General features: G+C 41.4%; 7 protein-coding genes and 1 pseudogene. 1 reads left to right on the top strand and 7 read right to left on the bottom strand.

Translation table 11 applies throughout. The features are described 5' to 3' along the window. Nucleotides 1-136 precede the first annotated feature (136 nt). Nucleotides 137-286: pseudogene (locus GTQ43_RS17380) on the bottom strand (hypothetical protein); the annotation flags it as partial. A 236-nt stretch (nt 287-522) separates the two neighbouring features. On the opposite strand from GTQ43_RS17380, the gene GTQ43_RS17375 reads away from it, so the two are divergent. Then, the gene (locus GTQ43_RS17375; RefSeq protein ID WP_265273996.1) at nt 523-1,248 is read left to right on the top strand and encodes an alanine--tRNA ligase-related protein; all 726 of its coding nucleotides are present in this window, start codon (nt 523-525) and stop codon (nt 1,246-1,248) included. A 536-nt stretch (nt 1,249-1,784) separates the two neighbouring features. Here GTQ43_RS17375 and GTQ43_RS17370 read toward each other — a convergent pair. From GTQ43_RS17370 to GTQ43_RS17345, 6 genes are all read right to left on the bottom strand, one after another. Beyond that, a complete protein-coding gene (locus GTQ43_RS17370; protein WP_265273995.1) occupies nt 1,785-2,564 on the bottom strand; it encodes a 2OG-Fe(II) oxygenase family protein in 780 nt (259 codons plus the stop codon). 204 nt (nt 2,565-2,768) lie between these two features. Then, the gene (locus tag GTQ43_RS17365; protein WP_265273994.1) at nt 2,769-4,766 is read right to left on the bottom strand and encodes an ABC transporter ATP-binding protein/permease; all 1,998 of its coding nucleotides are present in this window, start codon (nt 4,764-4,766) and stop codon (nt 2,769-2,771) included. A gap of 208 nt (nt 4,767-4,974) precedes the next feature. After that, nucleotides 4,975-5,688, bottom strand: a complete 714-nt coding sequence (gene proC, locus GTQ43_RS17360; RefSeq protein ID WP_265273993.1) for a pyrroline-5-carboxylate reductase — start codon at nt 5,686-5,688, stop codon at nt 4,975-4,977. Nucleotides 5,689-5,718: 30 nt separating this feature from the next. Next, nucleotides 5,719-6,825 (bottom strand): zinc-binding dehydrogenase, encoded by a 1,107-nt coding sequence (locus GTQ43_RS17355; protein WP_265273992.1) that lies wholly within the window; start codon nt 6,823-6,825, stop codon nt 5,719-5,721. Between the two features lie 388 nt (nt 6,826-7,213). Continuing rightward, the gene (locus tag GTQ43_RS17350) at nt 7,214-8,005 is read right to left on the bottom strand and encodes a hypothetical protein (protein ID WP_265273991.1); all 792 of its coding nucleotides are present in this window, start codon (nt 8,003-8,005) and stop codon (nt 7,214-7,216) included. 86 nt (nt 8,006-8,091) lie between these two features. Then, the gene (locus GTQ43_RS17345) at nt 8,092-22,035 is read right to left on the bottom strand and encodes a non-ribosomal peptide synthase/polyketide synthase (RefSeq protein ID WP_265273990.1); all 13,944 of its coding nucleotides are present in this window, start codon (nt 22,033-22,035) and stop codon (nt 8,092-8,094) included. Between the last annotated feature and the right edge of the window lie 48 nt (nt 22,036-22,083).

The raw sequence follows: 22,083 nt of genomic DNA, 5'->3' as shown, positions 1-22,083 counted from the left end.
TCTGAATCGATTTTGGCTAGCCTCGTTTCTGGTGGGAGCTAATGCTTCCCGGATGGAAGAATCTAATTCCTAGCGCTATCCTGTAGATTTGGTGGCAATATTGGAGTCGGCTTTTGAGCAATTATCTACTATAGAACTACGCGGTGAAATGAGCAGTGATTCCGAAAGTTACGCGCTTGGAATTGATGAGCCACTTTAAATACTGCGATCGCTGGGCATATCTGTATTCTCTATGAAACATCCATTTATCTAATTTGGTAAATGTTTCAGAGGATACACTTATACGGAAATAGTTGGCTTATCCCCTAATAATAGAGTTGAGTTTTTCTATGACTGCATTGGCGCTAGACTAAACTCTTAGAGTGAGGTTTGCCACCAGGAGTAGTGCATTGATTGGTAGGCATTCCAGCCTTCCACAGTTTTATGCAGCTTCACAATAATTTGGTATAAGTAGTTTATTGCTAGTAATTTATTGTCTTTTTTTTTATAATCGTTATCAAAGTCAAGTTGAGAGATTTACTAATGCCCACAGTACTTGTTTATTTTGAAGATACCTATAAGTTCACTGATAAGGCTCACATTGAGTATGTTGCCAATGATGAGAGGGGTTATTATTGTGTACTTGATAGCACTGTGTTTTATCCGCAGGGTGGTGGTCAACCTTCAGATATAGGCACTATTGAAGCAAAAGGAGTTCAGCTTCCAATCACTTTTGTAAGTTTTGTAGATGGATATGTTCGTCATTATGGAGATTTATCATCTGTATCCTTAGAAAAAGGCGAAGAGGTAAGTTTATATGTTGATGAAGCCCGTCGTATGCAAAATGCTAAGGCTCATACGGCTGGACATCTTATGTATACTATAGTTGAATCTCTTGATAAGAATTTAGTTGCAGTTAAAGGTTATCATTTTCCAGATGGTTGCTATGTAGAGTTTCAAGGAATCCCTTCGTTTGAAAATACAGAAACATTCATTGATAAAATTAATATAAAAATTAGTGAAGCCTTAAATAAAGGTAGCAGTGTAGAAGCTTCACTGATTACCCCAGAAGAATTAGCAGTGCGTTGGTCTAATACCCCCAATAATTTACCTCCAGAAAAACCTTTGAGAGTAGTGGCAATCAACAATCTTCATCCAACTCCATGTGGAGGCACTCATTTAAAATCACTTAATGAATTAAAAAGTGTAGTAGTTACTAAAGTAAAACGTCAAAAAGGAAATCTCAAGATCAGTTATAAATTCGAGTAGATTTAGGCTTTTTCTCAAAAATTAACAATCGCATTTTTTAATTTGTAATTGTCGAGTCATGAGATTATTTATGAAAGTATAGTCATCAAGGTAATAGAATTACAGAAGAAATATAGCGATAACTGTTTTATAAAAAACTTAATAAGCCACCAAATAGTTATTATTTATTATCAAGTTTTATAACTGATTCGAGCCAGAATTATTCAAGAATCTATAAACCCTTCCTCTAAGAAAACTCAGAATTATGATATGGTAATTGTCTTTACCGTTTTAAGATATTACCAGTTATCATAATCTGTAATCTCAATTTTGTCTCCTATTAAAGTATTTTTAACTTTGACAATATTAACTACAGAAGTAGGATAGAAGGTAAAAACATATCCTTCTTCTATCGCTCCATAGTACACTTCTACTTGTCCAGTCTCTAATTGCTTTCAAGCTGTTCCACAAATAAGCTTGCATAATTAGGGCGCTCATGTTGCCCACCCCACAAGAGTTATATTAATTTTGAATATGCAAACTAGATGTGGTTTAGCTTATGACCAAAAAACTAAATCACCTCCCGGCATTTTTCCAATAAAAGAGCTAATTGTTATACGTTCTCCAATGCCTGGTAAGACTTCATGAAAATTACGACTGTTGAAGATGACTAAATCTCCTGCAAGTGGAATATTATGTTTTACTTCTGAGGTAGCTACTAAAGAATAATCGTAGCCATACGAACCAGGAGTTTTATATTTTTCATCTTCGGACTGCCACTGTCGGTTGTAGACTTTGCAGACACCTCCTTGGGTAGGCGCTTTTACATAGAGATTCCATACTAGCTGTGAGGTAATATTTCCTATTTCCCAATCTGGAGCATCTAATTGAGCAAAGTCTATGTGTAGCAAGGCAATATTAATATGACGTATCAATCCGGCAAAATAATTACCACAAACTTCATTTTCATAAGCAATTTGTACTTTATTTGATACATTCTGGCGCAGCATTGTTGCCAAACGTTGTAGTGGGTCAAAAGATAATGATATTACCTGGTTATAAGTTGTTTGAGCTTTTTTAACTTCATCAAAATATCCCAATTTATCCCTATTTCTATATTCAAATTGTGTAATTCCAATTCTTCCGATTGGTGGCTCCACATTTTTATAAAAATCAAACCCAACTTTTTCAATTGCTAGAGATAATTTATTACATTCTTCAAATGAAGCAAATTTAGAAATCCGAATTGATGGAATGTTATTTTTCAGTAATGCTTGAAAATTATCATGGTTCATTTCACAGTCATTTAAAGTTTGCCACTCATTTGTTTTTAGCATAGTAAATTTACCACTCAGAACTTTTTGTAAATTAAGTTGTTGTAGAAATAAGATTTAAGCTTTCAAAAACTTTGGTGAGCATGATAATCAAAAGAGGAGGGTAGCGTTGCTTCTCCCCACACAATAATAATTTCATTAAAAAATTTGAGTATTTTAACTATTTGAAAAAATTTGCTTTATTTTAGCCCTCACGGATGGTAGCGGCTAAACCCTCATCCATTTCAACACATTAGGATCTTTATCATAGCGATAGGTAATTCCGTCTCTAGTAGTGATAGATTCCCCTTTGCTTGCCTTACTTCTAATAGTTGTAATAGAATAGTAGGTTAATTCATTCATTTCCTTATGAGTTAGCTTTTCACTTGTGCTGATTTCTGACTTATCTTGAGACACATCATCTATTTTGATTTGAGCATTGGCGGTAGGTTTAGTAATACTTGCTTTTTGAGTCCGATAATCCTGTACAGTTACAAGCTGCCAACTGGAATCTTGTGCAAGTTCCAAAACCCATTGATGGTAATCAAATAGACTTTCTCGATGCCCAACACTAATAAATGTTGTTTTTGTCTCTTGTAACTGTTGATATAAACTTCCTTCATTTTTTAAATCCAAAGCACTTGTTGCTTCATCTAATATGGTGAACCTTGGATGAGTTACTAACAGGCGTGCGAAAGCTAGGCGTTGTTGTTCTCCCAAGGACAATATATTCTCCCAAGGAACTTCTGTATCGAAGCCATCAACTCGACTTAGCAAGTTTTGCAGATTAACTTGTTGCAAAATTTCTTTGAGTTCTGCGTCGGTCATTTGACGATTAGTTTTAGGATAAAGTAACTGTTCGCGCAGAGTTCCTAAAATGATATAAGGACGTTGGGGTAAGAATAAGACTTCTTTCAAAGGGGGGCGCACCAGACGGCCAGTTCCCGCATTCCACAAACCAGCGATCGCTCTCAACATAGAACTCTTACCTCGACCACTAGGCCCAACAATCAATAAACCTTCTCCAGGCTGAACGGACAATGACAAATTTTCAACTATTACCTGTTCATAGTTCGGTGTTTGTAAAGTGACATTCTCAAAAGCGAGATGATTTTCTTCTATTGTTTTAATGGTATTGACATTTTCTGGTTGTTTAGTCACTGCTTCTAACGCATCTGAAAACTCAGATAAACGCTGAACGTAACTAGAAAATCGCCCAGAAACGCCAAATTCAGCTATTAATTCTTCTAAAGCACCAGCAAATTGGTAGCAAGCTACTGTAGCTTGTCCAAGTTGTCCGAAATCAATATCACCTCTAATATATAAAGGTGCAAGTACAAAGAGTACAGAAATTTCGATAATAGCTCGATACCCTCTGTTATAAATGTCTTTATTTTTCTCCCAATTAATCTTGTTTTTAGTATTTTTTATTAAGTTTTTAAATCGGCGTTGAATTATATTTAATTCCTGTTCTTCTCCTTGAAAAAAAGCTATTGACTCAGCGTGATTACGAACATGAGTCAGAGAATAGCTATAATCACCTTTCAATTCGAGTTCTTCTTGATTAATTTTAATCAATTCTTGATTTAAGTAACCAGCAATTAAGTTACCTATAATTGTATACATCAATAGGGCGATAGCTATCTGTTGCGAAATTGACCAGACAACTATTAAAAAAGTTGTCATTTCTAGGACTCTTTCTAAGAAAGTAGCAGAAAAGCTGAGGGCATTACTAGTAATTGGTTCAATTTCTCGAGATAAACGTTGATCTGGGTTATCAATATCGGCATTAAAATTAATTTTATAATAAGCCCGATTGTCTAAATATTTATTTAAAATTTGGTTATTGAGCCATTGATACCAGTCAAGAGCAATTTGTTTTCTAAGAAGTTTAGTAAATCCTACTAAAAGCGTTATACAAAGAAGACCAACAGCATAAATTGATATGGTATTAATAAATTTAGAATAATCTTTTTCTTGAATGATGAAATCGATCAAATAACGATAAATAAAAGTATTAAAAGCATTTATACTTACAAGTAAAATTATTAGCAATATTAGAATAATAAGCATTCCCCATGCACGAATTACGTCTGAGAATGCTCTTTTACCTGGTTCTGTGGGATACCAATAAGGGCCGGCGATCGCTTTTACATCTTCCCAGAATTGGATAAATTCTGAAAAAGCATTTTTTGAAGGTTTAACTTGAACAACTTGGGTTGGCATATTCTGGAATTAAACTAAAATCTTTTATCAAATTTGGTACTTTTTATTGCCTCTAATCAGATCTAAGTACCGAACGAAGAACTCCACTTACCATTAGTTTTTCAACTGATATTACCTAATTGTTGAGTGCGGCTCAAAGCAGTAAGCACGGCATTAGAGATCATAGTTCGCATACCACCTTTTTCTAACTCGTAAAGACCCGCAGCAGTCACTCCCCAGGACTAGTTACCTTGTTTCGTAAGACTGCTGGATGTTCATGAGTCTGCAACATAAGTTCTACACTGCCAGCAATCGTATGCAATGTGAGTTCTTGGGCTTGTGTGCGAGTTAAACCCATCTGAACCCCAGCATCAATCATCGCTTCGATGTACAGAAACACAAATCCAGTCCCGGCGCTACTCAACGCCGTTGCCATATCAAGGTAATGTTCATTTTGAGTAGCAAATTCCTTGCCTAATGCTTGTAAAATGACTTGGGTATGCGATCGCTGTATCTCTGTAACACTTGATGATGCGCTCCATACCGTTGTGCCATGACCAACTTGTACGGCAATGTTCGGCATTGTACGGACAACAGCAGGATGGTTTAACCCTTGGCACAGAGATGCAATACTCACTCCACCCACAATACTAATTACTAAAACATCAGGTGAAATTTTATCCTTCAGCATAGCCATAACAGAGGCTAAAACCTGCGGCTTCACTGCCAATATCACAATCGATGCGCCTTTTATCGCTTCTATATTGGATGTTGTAGTCCGTATTCCATATTCATTTTCTAAATAAAGGCATCGTTCAGAAACTGGATCGCTGGCTATAACTAGATCGGGTTTTTGAACAATTTTCGTCGATAACAATCTACTAATTATCATTTCGCCCATCGTACCACCGCCGATAAAGGCAATTTTTAAATCTCCGAGCATATATTCTCCCTATTTAATATGTTGTTATCATCAAGGTAGATTCGGTTGAATCACAGCTTTTAATACAGAGCCTTTCTCTACATCTGTCAGGGCTTGATTAATTTCTTGTAGTGTGTATGAACGACTAATTATGCTTTCCCAAGCAATATTTTTTCTGGGATCGCTATGACGTTTTAGTAATTCAATCATTCTGTAAAAATGGCTGAAATCGATTCCCCAAGTTCCACGAATATCAATATGTTTTAGATTAATTTCCAAGTGTGGATTGATTAAAATATCACCCGTGTTTGTGTAATGTCCGACAATCACATAACGACCTCCATTTCTTGTCATATTTAAGCCCTCTTTGACAGCAATGGGGATGCCTGTAGCTTCAATAATCACATCAGCACCGTGTCCGTGGGTCAGTTCCAAAACTCGCTCAATATGTTGTCGCGGATCATCACCTTTAATTACAAGGGTTTCATCTATACCGAAGGATTTGGCAACTAATAATCGACTCTCATATTTATCGATGACAATTACTTTACCTGCACCTGAGAGCAAAGCTAGAATTGCTGCACTCAAACCCACAGGGCCACAACCCTGCACTACAACAACATCACCAATTTGAATCTGCGCTCGATCGATAGCGTGTAGTGCAGTTGGTAAAGCACATCCCCCAGCGATGAATTGCTTCGGTGAGACTTCTTCGGGTAAAGTTAAAACTTTAACCCCTGGTTTGAGGTAAATCAGTTCAGACCAACCACCCAGCAATCCATCTTTAGCTGAGTAGGTGACACCATAAACCTTGCGTTGTGGACAGCGAGTGGAAGCTTTGGCTACTAGACAATACCAGCAGTTGTAACAGGTTTCGTGGACATCGAGAAAGGTAGCGATCGCTCCAGGTTGAATTAATTTACCATTGACATCATTAACCCGTCCACCTGTTTCCAGCACACGCCCAACTGAGAAGTGGCCAGGGATGATTGGATAGGGTACTCCCTCTAAATGCCCACGTAGTAAATGTACGTCAGTTCCACAAACCTCAGAATATAAGGTTTCAATAATGATTCCACCCTTTTCTAGAATTGGGTCTGGTAATTGTTGCACTTCAACTGGTTGATTAGGTGCAGTCATCACAGCTGCTAAGGGCATGAATCATTACCTCACTGTATTTTCCAAATTGCTAATTGTCTCACCAAGCTATAAGAGGATGTTTGAAAAGTGTTTGACTGTGATTTTAATTGCGTTGTTACCCCCTTAGTCCCCCCTTGTAAAGGGGGGAAATAAGAAAAATCCGGTTCCCTCCCCAATATATCGGGGAGGGTTAGGGAGGGGTAAAAAATATTTGATGCATCAATCACGACTTTTCAAACAACCTCTAAGACTTCTATTTAAAAGTTATCAATAAGCAGTTATCAGTTCATGACGTGATGTATTTATCCTTGGGTCAGAGTTTCCCATCAATTGGTGTTAAGCGTTGGTGCGCTTTAACAACACACCTTATGCTTTGATAACTGATTACTGTTTACTGCTTGCCTATTCAAGACCAGAAAATAATTTCACCGTTAGGAAGTAAGCCAATCATGGAAGTGAAAGCCACACGTTGTCCATTCATGGGTTCAACATAGTGAAAATTGCTTGTATTGAAAAGTAAGACATCTCCCACATAAGGTTGGAAAGCTATCATGTCGGCATCTGCAATTACTGTATCACTATATCCGTAGGAATCGAGTTTATATTGCTCATCTTCTGGCTTCCAACGGCGATCGTAAATGCAGGTTTTACCATTATTATTGGGAGACAATTTCAAGTACAAAGTCCAGGAAAGTTGCGCGGTAATTGTACAAATTTCCCATTCAGATTGCTCCAAAGGAGCAAAATCAATATGAATTTGGGTACCATTCTCTATTTTTCTGATCAGTCCTGCATAGTAACTACCGTAGTCTGGTTCAGAAGCAATTCGCACTTTCGCGCCGCACTCTCGGAACTTCTCTATTATGCGCTCCAATGGATTGAATGAGGCTGCTGTAATAGAGTCTCTTAATTTAGTAGCTCTTTCTACTTCTTTAAAATAATCTGCTTTACTAATGCTGTTGTATTCAAACACTGTGATGCCAACTTTTTCAATTTTAGGACTCACATCTTGATAAGCGTTAAATTTGAGCAATTGAGATTGAGCATATAACATTTCACACTCTTCAGGTGTGGCAAATTCTTTTAGCCGAATCAGAGGAATTCGCTGTTCAAGCAGCATTTTTAAAGATTCTGCGGTTAAGGGATACTCTTGTTTTTTATCCCATAGTGTCGATTGAATTTGGTGAGAAATAGTCATGATACAGTTCCTTACATTTAAATTTCAATTCGTCTGAACTCGCTTAATATCTACGGGATGCTGGTTAAATAATAACTAAAGAAGATTCATATTCCATCACCCGTAGCTTTTTGTGCTTGCTCAATACAAGCTTTCAACTTTTCTGCTAAAACCTGAACATTAGGTTGAGTCATCATTGTCACGTGATTACCTGGAACAAAATGGACGTTAACTGGTTCAGTAGAAAACTTGTTCCAACCCCAAGCCGAATCCTGCGAAATATCAGCAGGTAAATCAGGCTCTTCAATAGAAGCCTCACTGGAGCGCAACAGAGCAATTCGGGATGGATAAACCTGTTGTGGTGCATAATTGACTAAACAGTTAGTTTTGAAAGTTTGCACCATATTATTTAGCTGCGTTATTTCAGTATCGGGAGGGAATATATCAACCATTTTTAAACGCTGTAGAATGTATTTCAGTTGTTCCTCCCAAACCAAAGATTGAAGAGTCTCTTCAGAAATATCCAAGTTCTTTGCTAAAAAAGCTTCTATTGATTTGGCCATTTCAGCCAGCCATTTAGAATTATCCCAATTAAAACCTATTGGCTTTTCCTGATAAAAAGGTATTGTAGTATCAAGAATAGCAACCAATGCAACTTTATAGCCTTTGTGAAGTAACTGCTGCGCTATTTCAAAAGCTAATTGACCACCAAAAGAATGCCCTGCCAAAAAATATGGCCCCTGGGGTTGAAAAATTAAGATTGCTTGAATATATTGGGCAGCCATATCCTTAAATCGAGTCATTGGCTCTGATTCTCCAGAAAGACCATTTCCATTTATTTGGAAACTGTAAAATGGTTGGTCTTGTCCTAAACAACGGGCTAAGTTATACAAGTAAAAAGGATCACCACCAGCCCCAGGAAGACAAAACAAAGGTGGCTTAGAACCATGCGGCTGAATTGCTACTAAAAGAGATTCACTCTTAGAATCTGAATCCGTCTGCACAATAGTTGCCAATTGTTCAATAGTTGGATTTTGGAAGAGGGTTGCTATAGAAATATCTTTACCAAACTGTTGCTTAATTTGAGCCATTAAGTAGGGAACTAAAAGAGAATGGCCACCGAGATCAAAAAAGTTATCTTTTACCCCCACATCGTCAACTTTTAAAATCTGTGACCAAATTTGCGTTAGTTGCAGTTCTAACTGGTTACGAGGTACAACCAATCTTTGTGAGTCGTTGTTATAGGAAGGTACTCTTAATGCACGGCGGTCTACTTTGCCGTTAGGAGTTAGCGGCAAGGATTCCAAGATGACAAAGGTGTTTGGCACCATGTAATCTGGTAGCTTTGCTTTCAGGAATTGCCGCAGTTCATTGATTGTAGGTGTACAGTGCTGATGCGGCACTACGTAGGCAACTAAGCGTTTATCACCAGGGGTATCTTCGCTAGCGATGACACAAGATACATGCACATCACTATATTGACTCAGTGCTGCTTCAATTTCACCCAACTCAATGCGGAAACCGCGAATTTTAACTTGATTATCGATGCGTCCCAGGTATTCTATACTACCATCGGGTAAATAGCGTGCCAAATCCCCAGTTTTATATAATTTACTGTCTTTTGCATCCTCAAACGGGTTGGAAATGAATTTCTCTTGTGTTAACTTTGGTCGGTTGAGGTAGCCATGTGCTAATCCTGCACCACCAATATGCAATTCTCCTGGCACACCTACAGGCACTGGTTGTAATTCTGTATCTAGAATGTAAATTTGAGTATTAGTTATGGGACGACCAATGGGTGCGATTGCACGGAGCGCAGCGCCAGAGGCGATCGCACTTCTACCTTCTAGTTGCGTTGCGTCCTTTCTAAGTTGGTAAATACTCGACCAAATTGTAGTTTCTGTAGGCCCGTAGAGATTCCATACTTCGCTACCAGTTTCTAATAATTGATGCGCTAGTTGAGTTGGTAAGGCTTCTCCCCCACACAAGAGTTTCATTCCCAACTTTTGAGTACCTAAGCCTGAAGCTAATAGCATTTGCCAAGTGGCTGGAGTCGCTTGCATCACTGTTGCGTCTGAGTGTTGTAACTCTAGTAACAGCCTAGCGCCATCAATGGCGACTTCACGCGCAACTACTACTACCCTCGCTCCTACCACCAGTGGGAGATACAGTTCCAAAGCCGCAATATCAAAGGATATGGTAGTAACGGCACAGAATGTATCAGAGTCAGTTAATCCTGGACAACAACTCATGGAAGCTAAAAAGTTGACTACACAGTTGTGGTTAACTTGAACTCCTTTTGGCTTGCCTGTGGAACCTGAAGTATAAATTACATAGGCCAAGTTTTCTGGTTTGCTTCCACTCAGTGGATTTTCCCGACTGTGTTGAGCAATGAGTTGGCGATCGCTATCCAAACATACTACTTGTGGAGTATGCTCTGGCAAAAGTTCTAACAATGATTGCTGAGTTAATAACACTGGCAGCGCCGCATCTTCAAGCATAAAGCTCAATCGGTCTTGAGGATAGCCTGAGTCCAGTGGCACATAAGCCCCACCTGCCTTAAGAATACCCAACAATCCAACGACCATTTCTAAAGAACGCTCGACGCAAATCCCTACTAACACATCTGCTCCCACGCCTAAAGACTTAAGGTAGTGCGCCAACTGGTTAGCCTGGTAGTTTAATTCATAGTAAGTTAATTGTTGATTTCCAAACACCACCGCCACAGCATCGGGAGTGAGTTCTACTTGTTCCTCAAACAATTGATGAATACACAAATCTTGTGGATAATCCGCTTGAGTATTGTTCCATTCAACTAATAACTGCTGTTGCTCAGTTGCTGTCAGCAGTGGCAATTGTGAAATCCGCTCTTCTGGGTTAGCAACAATACCTGACAGCAAGGTTACAAAATGCCCAGCCATGCGCTCAATTGTACCTGCATCAAATAAATCAGTGTTATATTCCCATACACCCACTAGTCCAGCAGTAGAGTTCTGCATTGATAAAGTTAAATCAAACTTTGCTGTTGCACTTTGGGCGCTCAATGAACTGATAGTTAAGTCAGCCAGTTCTAGTTCAGACATAGGCGCATTCTGAAGTGAAAACATTACTTGGAACAGTGGTGTATGACTGAGATCCCGTTCTGGCTGCAATGCTTCTACCAGCATTTCAAAAGGTAGATTCTGATTAGCATACGCTCCCAACGCTACTTCTCGAACACGAGTCAGTAATTCGCTAAAACTGGGATTGCCTGCCAAGTCAGTACGCATCACTAATGTGTTGACAAAAAAGCCAATTAACCCTTCTATCTCAGAGCGATCGCGGTTGGCAATTGGCGTCCCCACCAATATATCTGCTACACCTGTGTAGCGATAAAGCAGGGTATCATAAGCTGCTAACAGCGTCATAAAGAGGGTAACGCCTTGCTCCTGACTCAGTTTTACCAATCTATCAGTTAACTCTCCAGAGAGTGCAAACTCTTGATGTGCGCCAGCAAAAGTCTGCAAAGCTGGTCTGGGTCGGTCTGTGGGTAGGGACAACAAAGCTGGTGCGTCTTTTAGCTGCTGTTGCCAGTACGAGAGTTGAGTTTGCAGTACATCTCCTTGTAACCAGTTTCTTTGCCACAGTGCGAAATCTGCATACTGAACCGTCAGTGGTGTTAATGGTGACGGTTGACCTTGAGAATAAGCATTGTACAGTGCTGCTAGTTCTTGGATGAACACACCCATTGACCAGCCATCAGAGACAACGTGGTGCATACACACTAATAAGGCGTGTTCTGTTTCGGACAGCACTACTAGTGTCGCTCTGATTAATGCTCCCTTTGCCAGATCAAATGGTTGAATAGCTTGTTGTTGAGCTAATTGCTGTGTGGCGATTTCTTGTTCGCTTAGTGGCAGATATTCGCACTCAAGAATTGAGACTGTCCAATTCGTTTGTGTTTGAATGATTTGCGAAGGTTTTCCATTAACGGTGATGAAATTGGTGCGTAACGCTTCATGGCGATGAATAATTTCTTGTAAGCTTTGTTCTAAGGCAACCCGATTAAGATTTCCCACGAGACGCAAAGCTAAGGGTAAGTTGTATGCAGCACTGTTCGGCTCTAACTGGTCTAAAAACCATAGACGCTGTTGAGCATAAGACAGTGGTAATTCTGTATCCCTTGCCCTTGGTAGAATAGGTGGTGCAGACAGTTCTAAGTCCTGTTGCTGTAACTGCTCAATTGCTTGTGCTAATTCGGCAACTGTTGCGTTTGCAAACAACTCTCGCAATGCTAGTTCCACTTTGAAAATGTTGCGAATGCGTGAAACCAATTGCGTTGCTAGTAGTGAGTGTCCCCCTAGTTCAAAAAAGTTATCATGTATACCAACTTGCTCTAGTTTCAGTACTTGCGCCCAAATTTGTGCTAATAGTTCTTCAATTGGAGTGCGTGGAGCAACATATTTGCCTATTTGTTCGCTTTGTAAATCCGTTGCTCTTAAGGCGCGGCGGTCTACTTTGCCGTTTGGAGTCAGGGGTAAGGATTCCAAGATTACAAAAGCACTTGGCACCATGTACTCTGGCAGCTTTGCTTTTAGGAATTGGCGCAGTTCATTGATTGTCAGTGTACAGTCCTGATACGGCACTAAGTAGGCAACTAAGCGTTTATCACCAGGGATATCTTCACGGGCGATGATACAACATCCTTTCACATTACTATGTTGGCTCAGTACTGCTTCAACTTCTCCCAATTCAATACGGAAGCCCCGAATTTTTACCTGATTGTCAATGCGCCCCAGGTATTCAATATTACCATCTGTAAGATAGCGTACTAAGTCCCCTGTTTTATAGAGGCGGTCGTAAGAGGCAGAGGAGAAAGACTGCTGCAACTTCTCTTCTGCTCTTTTGCTCCCCTGCTCCCCCGCTCCCCTGCTTCTTCGGAAGGGGTTAGTAATGAATCTTTCAGCCGTTAGTTCAGGAAGGTTGAGGTAGCCTCTTGCTAACCCTATACCCCCGATGTACAACTCTCCTGGCACGCCTACGGGCAATGGTTGTAAATTTTTGTCTAAGATGTAAACTTGTGTATTTGCGATCGCCTTACCAATAGATATTTTCTCATCATCAGTGCATTTTGCGATCGCCTTCGGCGTGGCTTTGCCAATCGTGGCACAGACAGTAGCTTCTGTTGGGCCATAAGCGTTGAAGAAGTTTCTACCAATAGACCATTGCTTGATTAATTCAGCAGGACAAGCTTCTCCAGCCACAATTATTGTTTGCAGTGTCGGCAGTTCCTCCATAGGCATAACTGCTAGTGCCGATGGTGGTAGGGTTATATGGGTAATACAATGATTGCGTAATTGCTCAATTAACGGCTTCCCTGGCAATAGAGAGTCTTTTGTTCCCAGGTACAGCATTCCGCCTGATCCTAAAGCCATCAAGATTTCTGAGATGCTTGCATCAAAACTAAAGGAGGCAAATTGGAGAACGCGACTATCCGAAGTCAAGCCAAAAGTCTGAATTTGAGCTTGAGCTAGGTTACATAGCCCCTGATGCTCAACCATCACACCTTTAGGTCTACCTGTAGACCCTGACGTGTAAATCAGATTAGCTAGATGAAAAGCTCTGACTCCACTGGTTGGGTTATCTTGATTGTTTTGGGCAATTTGTGACCAGACTTCATCGAAAAAGACTTGTTTTGCTTGATACTGGGGAATTCTGTCAATAAGTTGCCGTTGACTAAGCAGCACTTGAACTTGAGCATCTTCTAACATGAAGTTTAAACGCTCAGGCGGATACTCTGGGTCAAGTGGCAGATATGCCCCACCCGCTTTGAGAACGCCCAAAAGTCCAACTACCATTTCCACTGAACGTTCTACACAAAGACCCACCAGCACATCTGGTTTTACACCCAATGAGCGCAAGTAATGCGCTAACTGATTAGCACGACAATTCAATTGGTAATAGGTGAGCTGCTGATTTTCAAACACTACTGCTATGGCATCAGGAGTACGCTCCACCTGCTCCTCAAACAACTGATGGATACATTTATTCTGAGGATAGTTGGACTGGGTATCGTTCCATTCGATAAGTAACTGCCTTTGCTCAACTTCTGGCAGCAGGGGCAATTGTGAGATTGGCTGTTGTGGGTTAGCAATAATACCTTCAAGCAACGTCACAAAATGACCCGTCATTCGTTCAATTGTGCTGGCATCAAACAAGTCAGTGTTGTACTCCCACACCCCGACCAATCCAGTGGCAGTGTTCTGCATGATTAAGGTTAAATCAAACCTGGAAGTTGTACCTTTTATTGACAATGAACTGACAGTGAGTCCAGTCAGTTCTAATCCAAATGTGGGTGCATTCTGGAGGACAAACATTACCTGAAACAGTGGTGTATGACTGAGATCCCGTTCTGGCTGCAATGCTTCTACCAGCATTTCAAAAGGTAGATTCTGATGAGCATACGCTCCCAACGCTACTTCTCGAACACGAGTCAGTAATTCGCTAAAACTGGGATTGCCTGCCAAGTCAGTACGCATCACTAATGTGTTGACAAAAAAGCCAATTAACCCTTCTATCTCAGAGCGATCGCGGTTGGCAATTGGCGTCCCCACCAATATATCTGCTACACCTGTGTAGCGATAAAGCAGGATATCATAAGCTGCTAACAGCGTCATAAAGAGGGTAACGCCTTGCTCCTGACTCAGTTTTACCAATCTATCAGTTAACTCTCCAGAGAGTGCAAACTCTTGATGTGCGCCAGCAAAAGTCTGCAAAGCTGGTCTGGGTCGGTCTGTGGGTAGGGACAACAAAGCTGGTGCGTCTTTTAGCTGCTGTTGCCAGTACGAGAGTTGGCTTTGCAGTACATCTCCTTGTAACCAGTTTCTTTGCCACAGTGCGAAATCTGCATACTGAACCGTCAGTGGTGTTAATGGTGACGGTTGACCTTGAGAATAAGCATTATACAGTGCTTCTAGTTCTTGGACAAACACACCTGTTGACCAGCCATCAGAGACAATATGGTGCATACACAGTAATAAAACGTGTTCTGTCTCATTAAGGACTACCAATATCGCTTTGACTAATACTCCCTTTGTCAGGTTAAAAGGCTGTTGTGCTTGTTGTTGGGCTAATTCCTGTGTAGCGATTTCTTGTTCCGTTGGCGATAAATGCTTCAAATCAACAACTGATACTGTCCAAGTAGTCCCTGTTTGAATAATTTGATTTGGTTTTCCATCAATTATGACGAAATTAGTACGTAACGCTTCGTGGCGATAAATAATTTCTTGTAAGCTTTGTTCTAAGGCAGTTCGATTAAGAATTCCGACTAGACGCAAAGGTAAAGGTAAGTTGTATGCAGCACTGTTCGGCTCTAACTGGTCTAAAAACCACAAACGCTGTTGAGCATAAGACAGTGGTAATTCTGTATCCCTTGCCCTTGGTACGATGGGTGGGGAAATTAATTCTAAATCCTGTTGCTGCAATTGGCCAATCACTTGCGCCAATTCAGCAACCGTTGGTGCGGCAAATAAGCTACGTAATAGGAGTTCTACTTTCAAGCTATTACGCACACGGGAGACTAGTTGCATTGCTAGTAGTGAGTGTCCTCCCAGTTCAAAGAAGTTATCATGTATGCCGACTTGCTCTATTTTTAGCACTTGCGCCCAAATTACTGACAGGATTTCTTCGATTGGGTTACGTGGGGCAACATATTTGTCCGATAATTGGCTGTGTACATCAGGTGCGGGCAATGCGCGGCGGTCTAGTTTCCCGTTGGGGGTAAGTGGTAGAGCGTCCAAGATGACTATCGCACTTGGCACCATATACTCTGGTAACTTTGACTTGAGGAAGTTACGCACAACACTTACAGAGAGTGTACTTCGACTCCTTTCGACTTCGCTCAAGGCAAGTCGCTCAGTACAAGTCTGCTCATTTTGCGGCACAATGTAAGCAACTAGGCGTTTATCGCCTGGTGTATCTTCACGGACAACTGCACAAGATGCCTGTACATCCATTAGTTGGCTCAGTACTGCTTCAACTTCCCCCAACTCAATGCGGAAACCCCGCACCTTAACCTGACTATCGATGCGTCCTAAAAATTCAATGTTACCGTCGCTTAAGTAGCGTGCTAAGTCCCCGGTTTTGTAGAGACGAGAATGCGGCTTATCGCTAAAAGGATTAGGAATGAATTTCTCTTGGGTTAACTCAGGACGGTTAAAGTAGCCTTGGGCTAAAAGGACACCAGCAATGTAAATTTCTCCTGGTACACCCACTGGTACAGGCTGTAAATATTTATCGAGAATGTAAATTTGCGTGTTGGCAATGGGTCGCCCAATGGCAGGAAGTAACGGCCAAGTGTCTACTGAATTAGGCAAAGTCAAGCTGGTGGCTAAATGCGTTTCTGATGGCCCATACTGATTGTGCAATGTACAATCAGTTAGTTTGCGAAACCACTCAGAAATAGCTGGAGTAATCTGCAACTGTTCCCCAGCAGTAATGATTTCTCGCAAATGACTATTAACTAATTCACTACCAACAGCGACTTCAGCTAATTGCTGTAAGCCCACAAAGGGGAGAAACATTCTTTCAATCGCTTCTTGTTGGAGAAAGCCTAACAAAGCTGAAGCATCGCGGCGTAATTCCTCTGCAATTAAGAACAATGTGCCGCCAGAACACCAAGTAGTGAAGATTTCTTGGAAGGAGACATCAAAGTTAATTGAAGCAAATTGTAGGGTTTTTGCTCCAGGCGCAATTTTCAGATTGTCCCGATGCCACAAGATTAGATTGCAAAGAGCAAGCTGACTCATGGCTATACCCTTTGGTTGACCTGTGGAACCAGAAGTGTAAATTATATAAGCTAAGTTATTGGGTTGTACGCCACAGATGAGATTGTCCTGACTGCACTGGGAAATCACTTCAGCGTCAGTATCCAAACAAATAAGTTTGGCTTGATTTTGGGGCAGTCGCTCTTTGAGCAACTGCGGTGTCACCAATACCCTAACTTGAGCATCTTCTAAAATAAATCTCAAACGCTCTTGGGGATACTCTGGGTCAAGTGGTACATAAGCTCCTCCCGCTTTTAGTATCCCCAGTAGTCCTATGACCATCTCTAAAGAACGCTCTACACACAACCCGACTAGGACATCTGGTTTTACTCCCAAAGACTGCAAGTAGTGCGCCAACTGGTTAGCGCGATAGTTTAATTGGTGGTAAGTTAGTTGTTGATTTTCAAACTCCACCGCCACTGCATCGGGGGTACGCGCTACTTGTTCCTCAAATAACTGATGGATGCACTTATGGAGTGGATAATCCACTCCTGTATCGTTCCACTCAACAAGTAACTTTTGTTGTTCCAGTTGTGTTAGCAGGGGCAATTGTGAGATTGGCTGTTGTGGGTTAGCAATAATACCTTCAAGCAACGTCACAAAATGACCAGTCATTCGCTCAATGGTACTAGCATCAAACAAGTCAGTGTTGTACTCCCACACCCCTGCCAGTCCAGTGCCATTGTTCCGCATGATTAAGGTTAAATCAAACCTGGAAGTTATACCTTTTATTGGCAATGGACTGACACTTAGCCCAGTCAGTTCTAATCCAGATGTGGGTGCATTTTGGAGGACAAACATTACTTGGAATAGTGGTGTATAGCTAAGATCCCGTTCTGGCTGTGATGCTTCCACCAGCATTTCAAAAGGCAAATGCTGATGAGAGTATGCCTCCATTGTCATTTCACGAACCCGACCTAGTAATTCGCTAAAACTGGGATTATCTGCCAAGTTAGAACGCATAACTAAGGTATTGACAAAAAAGCCAATTAACCCTTCTATCTCAGAGCGATCGCGGTTAGCAATTGGCGAACCCACTAATATGTCTGATTGCCCTGTGTAGCGATAAAGCAGGGTATCAAACGCTGCCAATAGCGTCATAAAGAGGGTACAACCTTGCTCTTGGCTTAGTTTTGTCAGTTTACCAGTTAATTCAGGAGGAAGTGCAAATTCAAGATGTGTCCCGTGGTAAGTCTGCACAGCAGGTCTGGGTCGGTCTGTGGGTAACGACAATAAGGCTGGTGCGTCTTTTAGTTGTTGTTGCCAGTAACTTAGTTGGCTTTGTAGTACTTCCCCTTGCAACCACTGTCTTTGCCATAAGGCAAAATCTGCATATTGAATCGGCAGTGATGCTAAGGGTGACGGCTGACCTATTAAATAAGCATTGTACAAGGTCGCTAGTTCTTGAATAAATATACCCATTGACCAGCCATCGGAGACAATGTGGTGCATACACAGTAATAAGACATGTTCTGTCTCGGACAGCACTACTAATGTTGCTCTCACTAATGGTTGCGTTGCTAACTCAAAGGGTTGAATCGCTTGTTGTTGCGCTAATTGCTGTGTGGCAATTTCTTGTTCACTGCTTGGCAAATGCTGCAACTCAACAACACAGACTGTCCAATTTGTTTGTGTTTGAATGATTTGTGTTGGTTGTTCATCAATTGTAATGAAGTTGGTACGTAAGGCTTCGTGGCGAGCAATGATTTCTTGTAAGCTTTGTTCTAATGCGGCAATTTGCAAAGTTCCTGCTAAACGCAATGCTATGGGCATATTGTAGAAGGGACTGTTTGGCTCGAATTGGTCTAAAAACCATAAACGCTGTTGAGCATATGATAGTGCGAGTTCTGCATTCTCTGCCCTTGGTAAGATAGGCGGTGCAGACAGTTCTAAGTTTTGTTGCTGTAACTGCTCAATCTCTTGCGTCAATTCGGCAACTGTCGCGTTTGCAAAAAATTCACGCAATGCTAGTTCTACTTTGAAAATGTTACGGATACGTGAAACTAGTTGCGTTGCTAGCAGCGAATGTCCTCCCAAGGTAAAGAAGTTATCATGAATACCCACTTGCTCTACTTTCAGGATTTGCGCCCAAATTTGTGATAATAGTTCTTCAATTGGAGTGCGTGGGGCTACATATTTGCCTATTTGTTCGCTTTGTAAATCCGGTGCAGGTAAGGCGCGGCGGTCTACTTTGCCACTATGAGTTAGAGGTAAGGACTCCAAAATGGCGATCGCACTAGGAACCATGTATTCTGGTAGCTGGTGCTTGAGAAATTCACGTAGTTGGTTGGTTGTCAGTGATTTATCAGTAGCAGCTAAATATGCTACCAAGCGTTTATCACCTGGAATATCTTCTCTGGCAATGACTACAGCTTGTTGTATTTGTGGGTGGCTGTTGAGGACTGTCTCAATTTCTCCCAACTCAATGCGGAAGCCGCGAATCTTGACTTGGTTATCGATGCGACCAAGGTATTCTATATTGCCATCATCCAAGTAGCGTACTAGGTCGCCTGTTTTATAAAGGCGTTCTGATTTATCATTCGAGAAGGGATTGGGAATGAATTTTCCTGTTGTCAATTCTTTTCGGTTCAAGTAGCCTCTTGCCAACCCCAAACCAGCAATATGCAATTCTCCTGCTACACCTACGGGGACTGGTTGCAGATGCTCGTCTAAAATGTAGATTTGTGTGTTGGCTATTGGCCGCCCAATCGGTACTGTCCTGAGATTGCCATTTGGGAAGCATTGCCAGTAGGTGACATCAATTGCCGCTTCTGTTGGGCCATAGAGATTGTGCAATTCGCAGTCTAACCGAGCAAAAAAGCGTTCCTGAAGTTCTACATACAAAGCTTCACCACTACAGATTACTCGTTTCAAGCTACGGCAATTTTCGAGACTTGGTTCTTCTAAGAAAACCTGGAGCATAGAAGGAACAAAATGCACATGAGTAACCTGCTGCTCTAAAATTAGGTTGACCAAGTAAGCACTATCTTTATGTCCACCTGGTTTAGCCACAACTAAACGCGCTCCAGTGATTAACGGCCAGAAGAACTCCCAAACTGACACGTCGAAGCTAAAAGGAGTTTTCTGTAAAATGCAATCTACTACTGTTAATTGATATGCTTGTTGCATCCACAGCAGGCGATTGCAAATTCCCAAGTGCGTGTTCATTGCTCCTTTGGGCTTGCCAGTGGAACCGGATGTGTAAATCACATAAGCCAAGTTACTATCTTGCACGGTAGTAATTGGATTTTCCTGACAAGACTTATAAATAAATTGCCAATCAGTATCTAAATATACAACCTGCGCTTGATGCTGAGGTAACTTTTCCTTGAGTTGCTGTTGTGTCAGCAGTACTGTAACTTGAGCATCTTCTAACATAAAGCTCAAGCGTTCAGCAGGATAGTCTGGGTCAAGTGGCACATAAGCCCCACCTGCTTTGAGGATACCCAGTAGTCCCACCACCATTTCTAAGGAACGCTCTACACAAATACCCACCAGTACATCTGGTTTTACACCCAAAGACTGCAAGTAATGTGCCAATTGGTTAGCGCGATAATTCAACTGCCGATAAGTCAGCTGTTCATATTCAAACACCACTGCCACAGCATCGGGTGTGCGTGCTACTTGCTCCTCAAACAACTGATGAATACATTTATCCTGGGGATAGTTGGACTGAGTATTGTTCCACTCAACTAATAATTGCTGTTGCTCAATTGCTGTCAGCAGAGGCAATTGTGAAATTTGCTGAATAGGGTTAGCAACAATTCCCTCAAGCAATGTGACAAAATGCCCGCTCATCCGTTCAATTGTGCTGGCATCAAACAAGTCAGCGTTGTACTGCCACATACTCACCAGTCCAGTTGCAGTATTCTGCATTGATAAAGTTAAATCAAATTTGGCAGGTGCGCTTTGGGTTGGCAAAGAACTGATAGTTAAGCCAGCAAGCTCTACTTCAGATATAGGCGCATTCTGGAAGACAAACATCACCTGGAACAGTGGCGTATAGCTGAGGTCTCGTTCTGGCCGCAATGCTTTTACCAACTCCTCAAAAGGCAGGTCTGGATGAGCATACGCTTTTAGTGTCAGTTGCCGCACTCGACTTAGCAATTCCTTAAAGCTGGGATTGCCTGACAAATCAGTACGCATCACTAAAGTATTGACAAAAAAGCCAATTAACCCTTCGAGTTCCAAGCGATCGCGGTTAGCAGTGGGCGTACCCACTACAATGTCATCGGAGCCTGTGTAGCGATAAAGCAAGGTGACATAAGCACAGAACAGCGTCATGAACAGGGTGGCTCCCTGTTGTCTGCTAAAATTAGCGATCGCTTGACTCAGTTCATTTGATAATTCGACATATTGAACTGCGCCCCGGTAAGTTTGAATGGCTGGTCTTGGTCTGTCTGTGGGTAATTCTAGTAAATTAGGAGCTTTATTGAGTAGTTGTTTCCAGTAATCAAGCTGCGTTTGGAGTACTTCTTTTTGCAACCACTGCCGTTGCCAAATGGCATAGTCGGCATACTGAATTGGTAGCTCAGGTAGCTCTGGGGACAGGTTATTGCAGAGGGCTGAGTAAATGGTTGCTAACTCACGCATCAATACGCCTGTTGACCAACCATCCACGATAATGTGGTGTACTGTTAGTACCAAAGCGTGTTCTACCTCTTTAAGTTTCACCACACAAGCTCGGATTAAAGGAGAACTAGCAAGGTCAAAGGTTTGAGTAGCTTCAGTTGCAGCTAATTTTTGGCAAGCGATTTCTCTTTCATCTTCAGGTAGTTCTGTAAGGTCTACTACTGGCACACTTAAAATTAAGCTGTCAGCAATTACCTGGACTGGCTGTTCGTTAATAGTGCGGAAGTTGGTACGTAAGACTTCGTGGCGATCGATAATTTTGTTGAGGCTTTGCTCTAGCGCCACGACATTCAAGTGACCATGAAGTTTTATAGTTGTTTGTTCGTTGTAGAAAGGGTTATCTGGTTCCATCTGGTTTAATAACCAGAGTCGTTCTTGGGCAAAAGACAGAGGTAAGTTCTGAGGGCGATCGGCTTTGATCGGGGATAAATTTATATCGGTGTCCGCATTTTTCTCATGCAGCAACAAAATAAGTTCCGCTTTATTTTCAGCTAATAAGTCACGAGTTTCTAGCGTCAATACTCCCTTGGGAGCATTAGCACGCAACTGCTCACCTTCAACCCACAACTTCACACCCTGTTTATTAAGATCAGCAACCAATTGTTCGATATTCACAGAAAGATAACCCCCACTCGCCTAATTCGTAATTCGTGATTTAAAATT

It is taken from the genome of Nostoc sp. KVJ3 (assembly GCF_026127265.1).
Lineage (GTDB): Bacteria > Cyanobacteriota > Cyanobacteriia > Cyanobacteriales > Nostocaceae > Nostoc.
The sequence above is the reverse complement of the archived record's forward strand: the minus strand, read 5'-3'. Positions and strand labels throughout refer to the sequence as shown.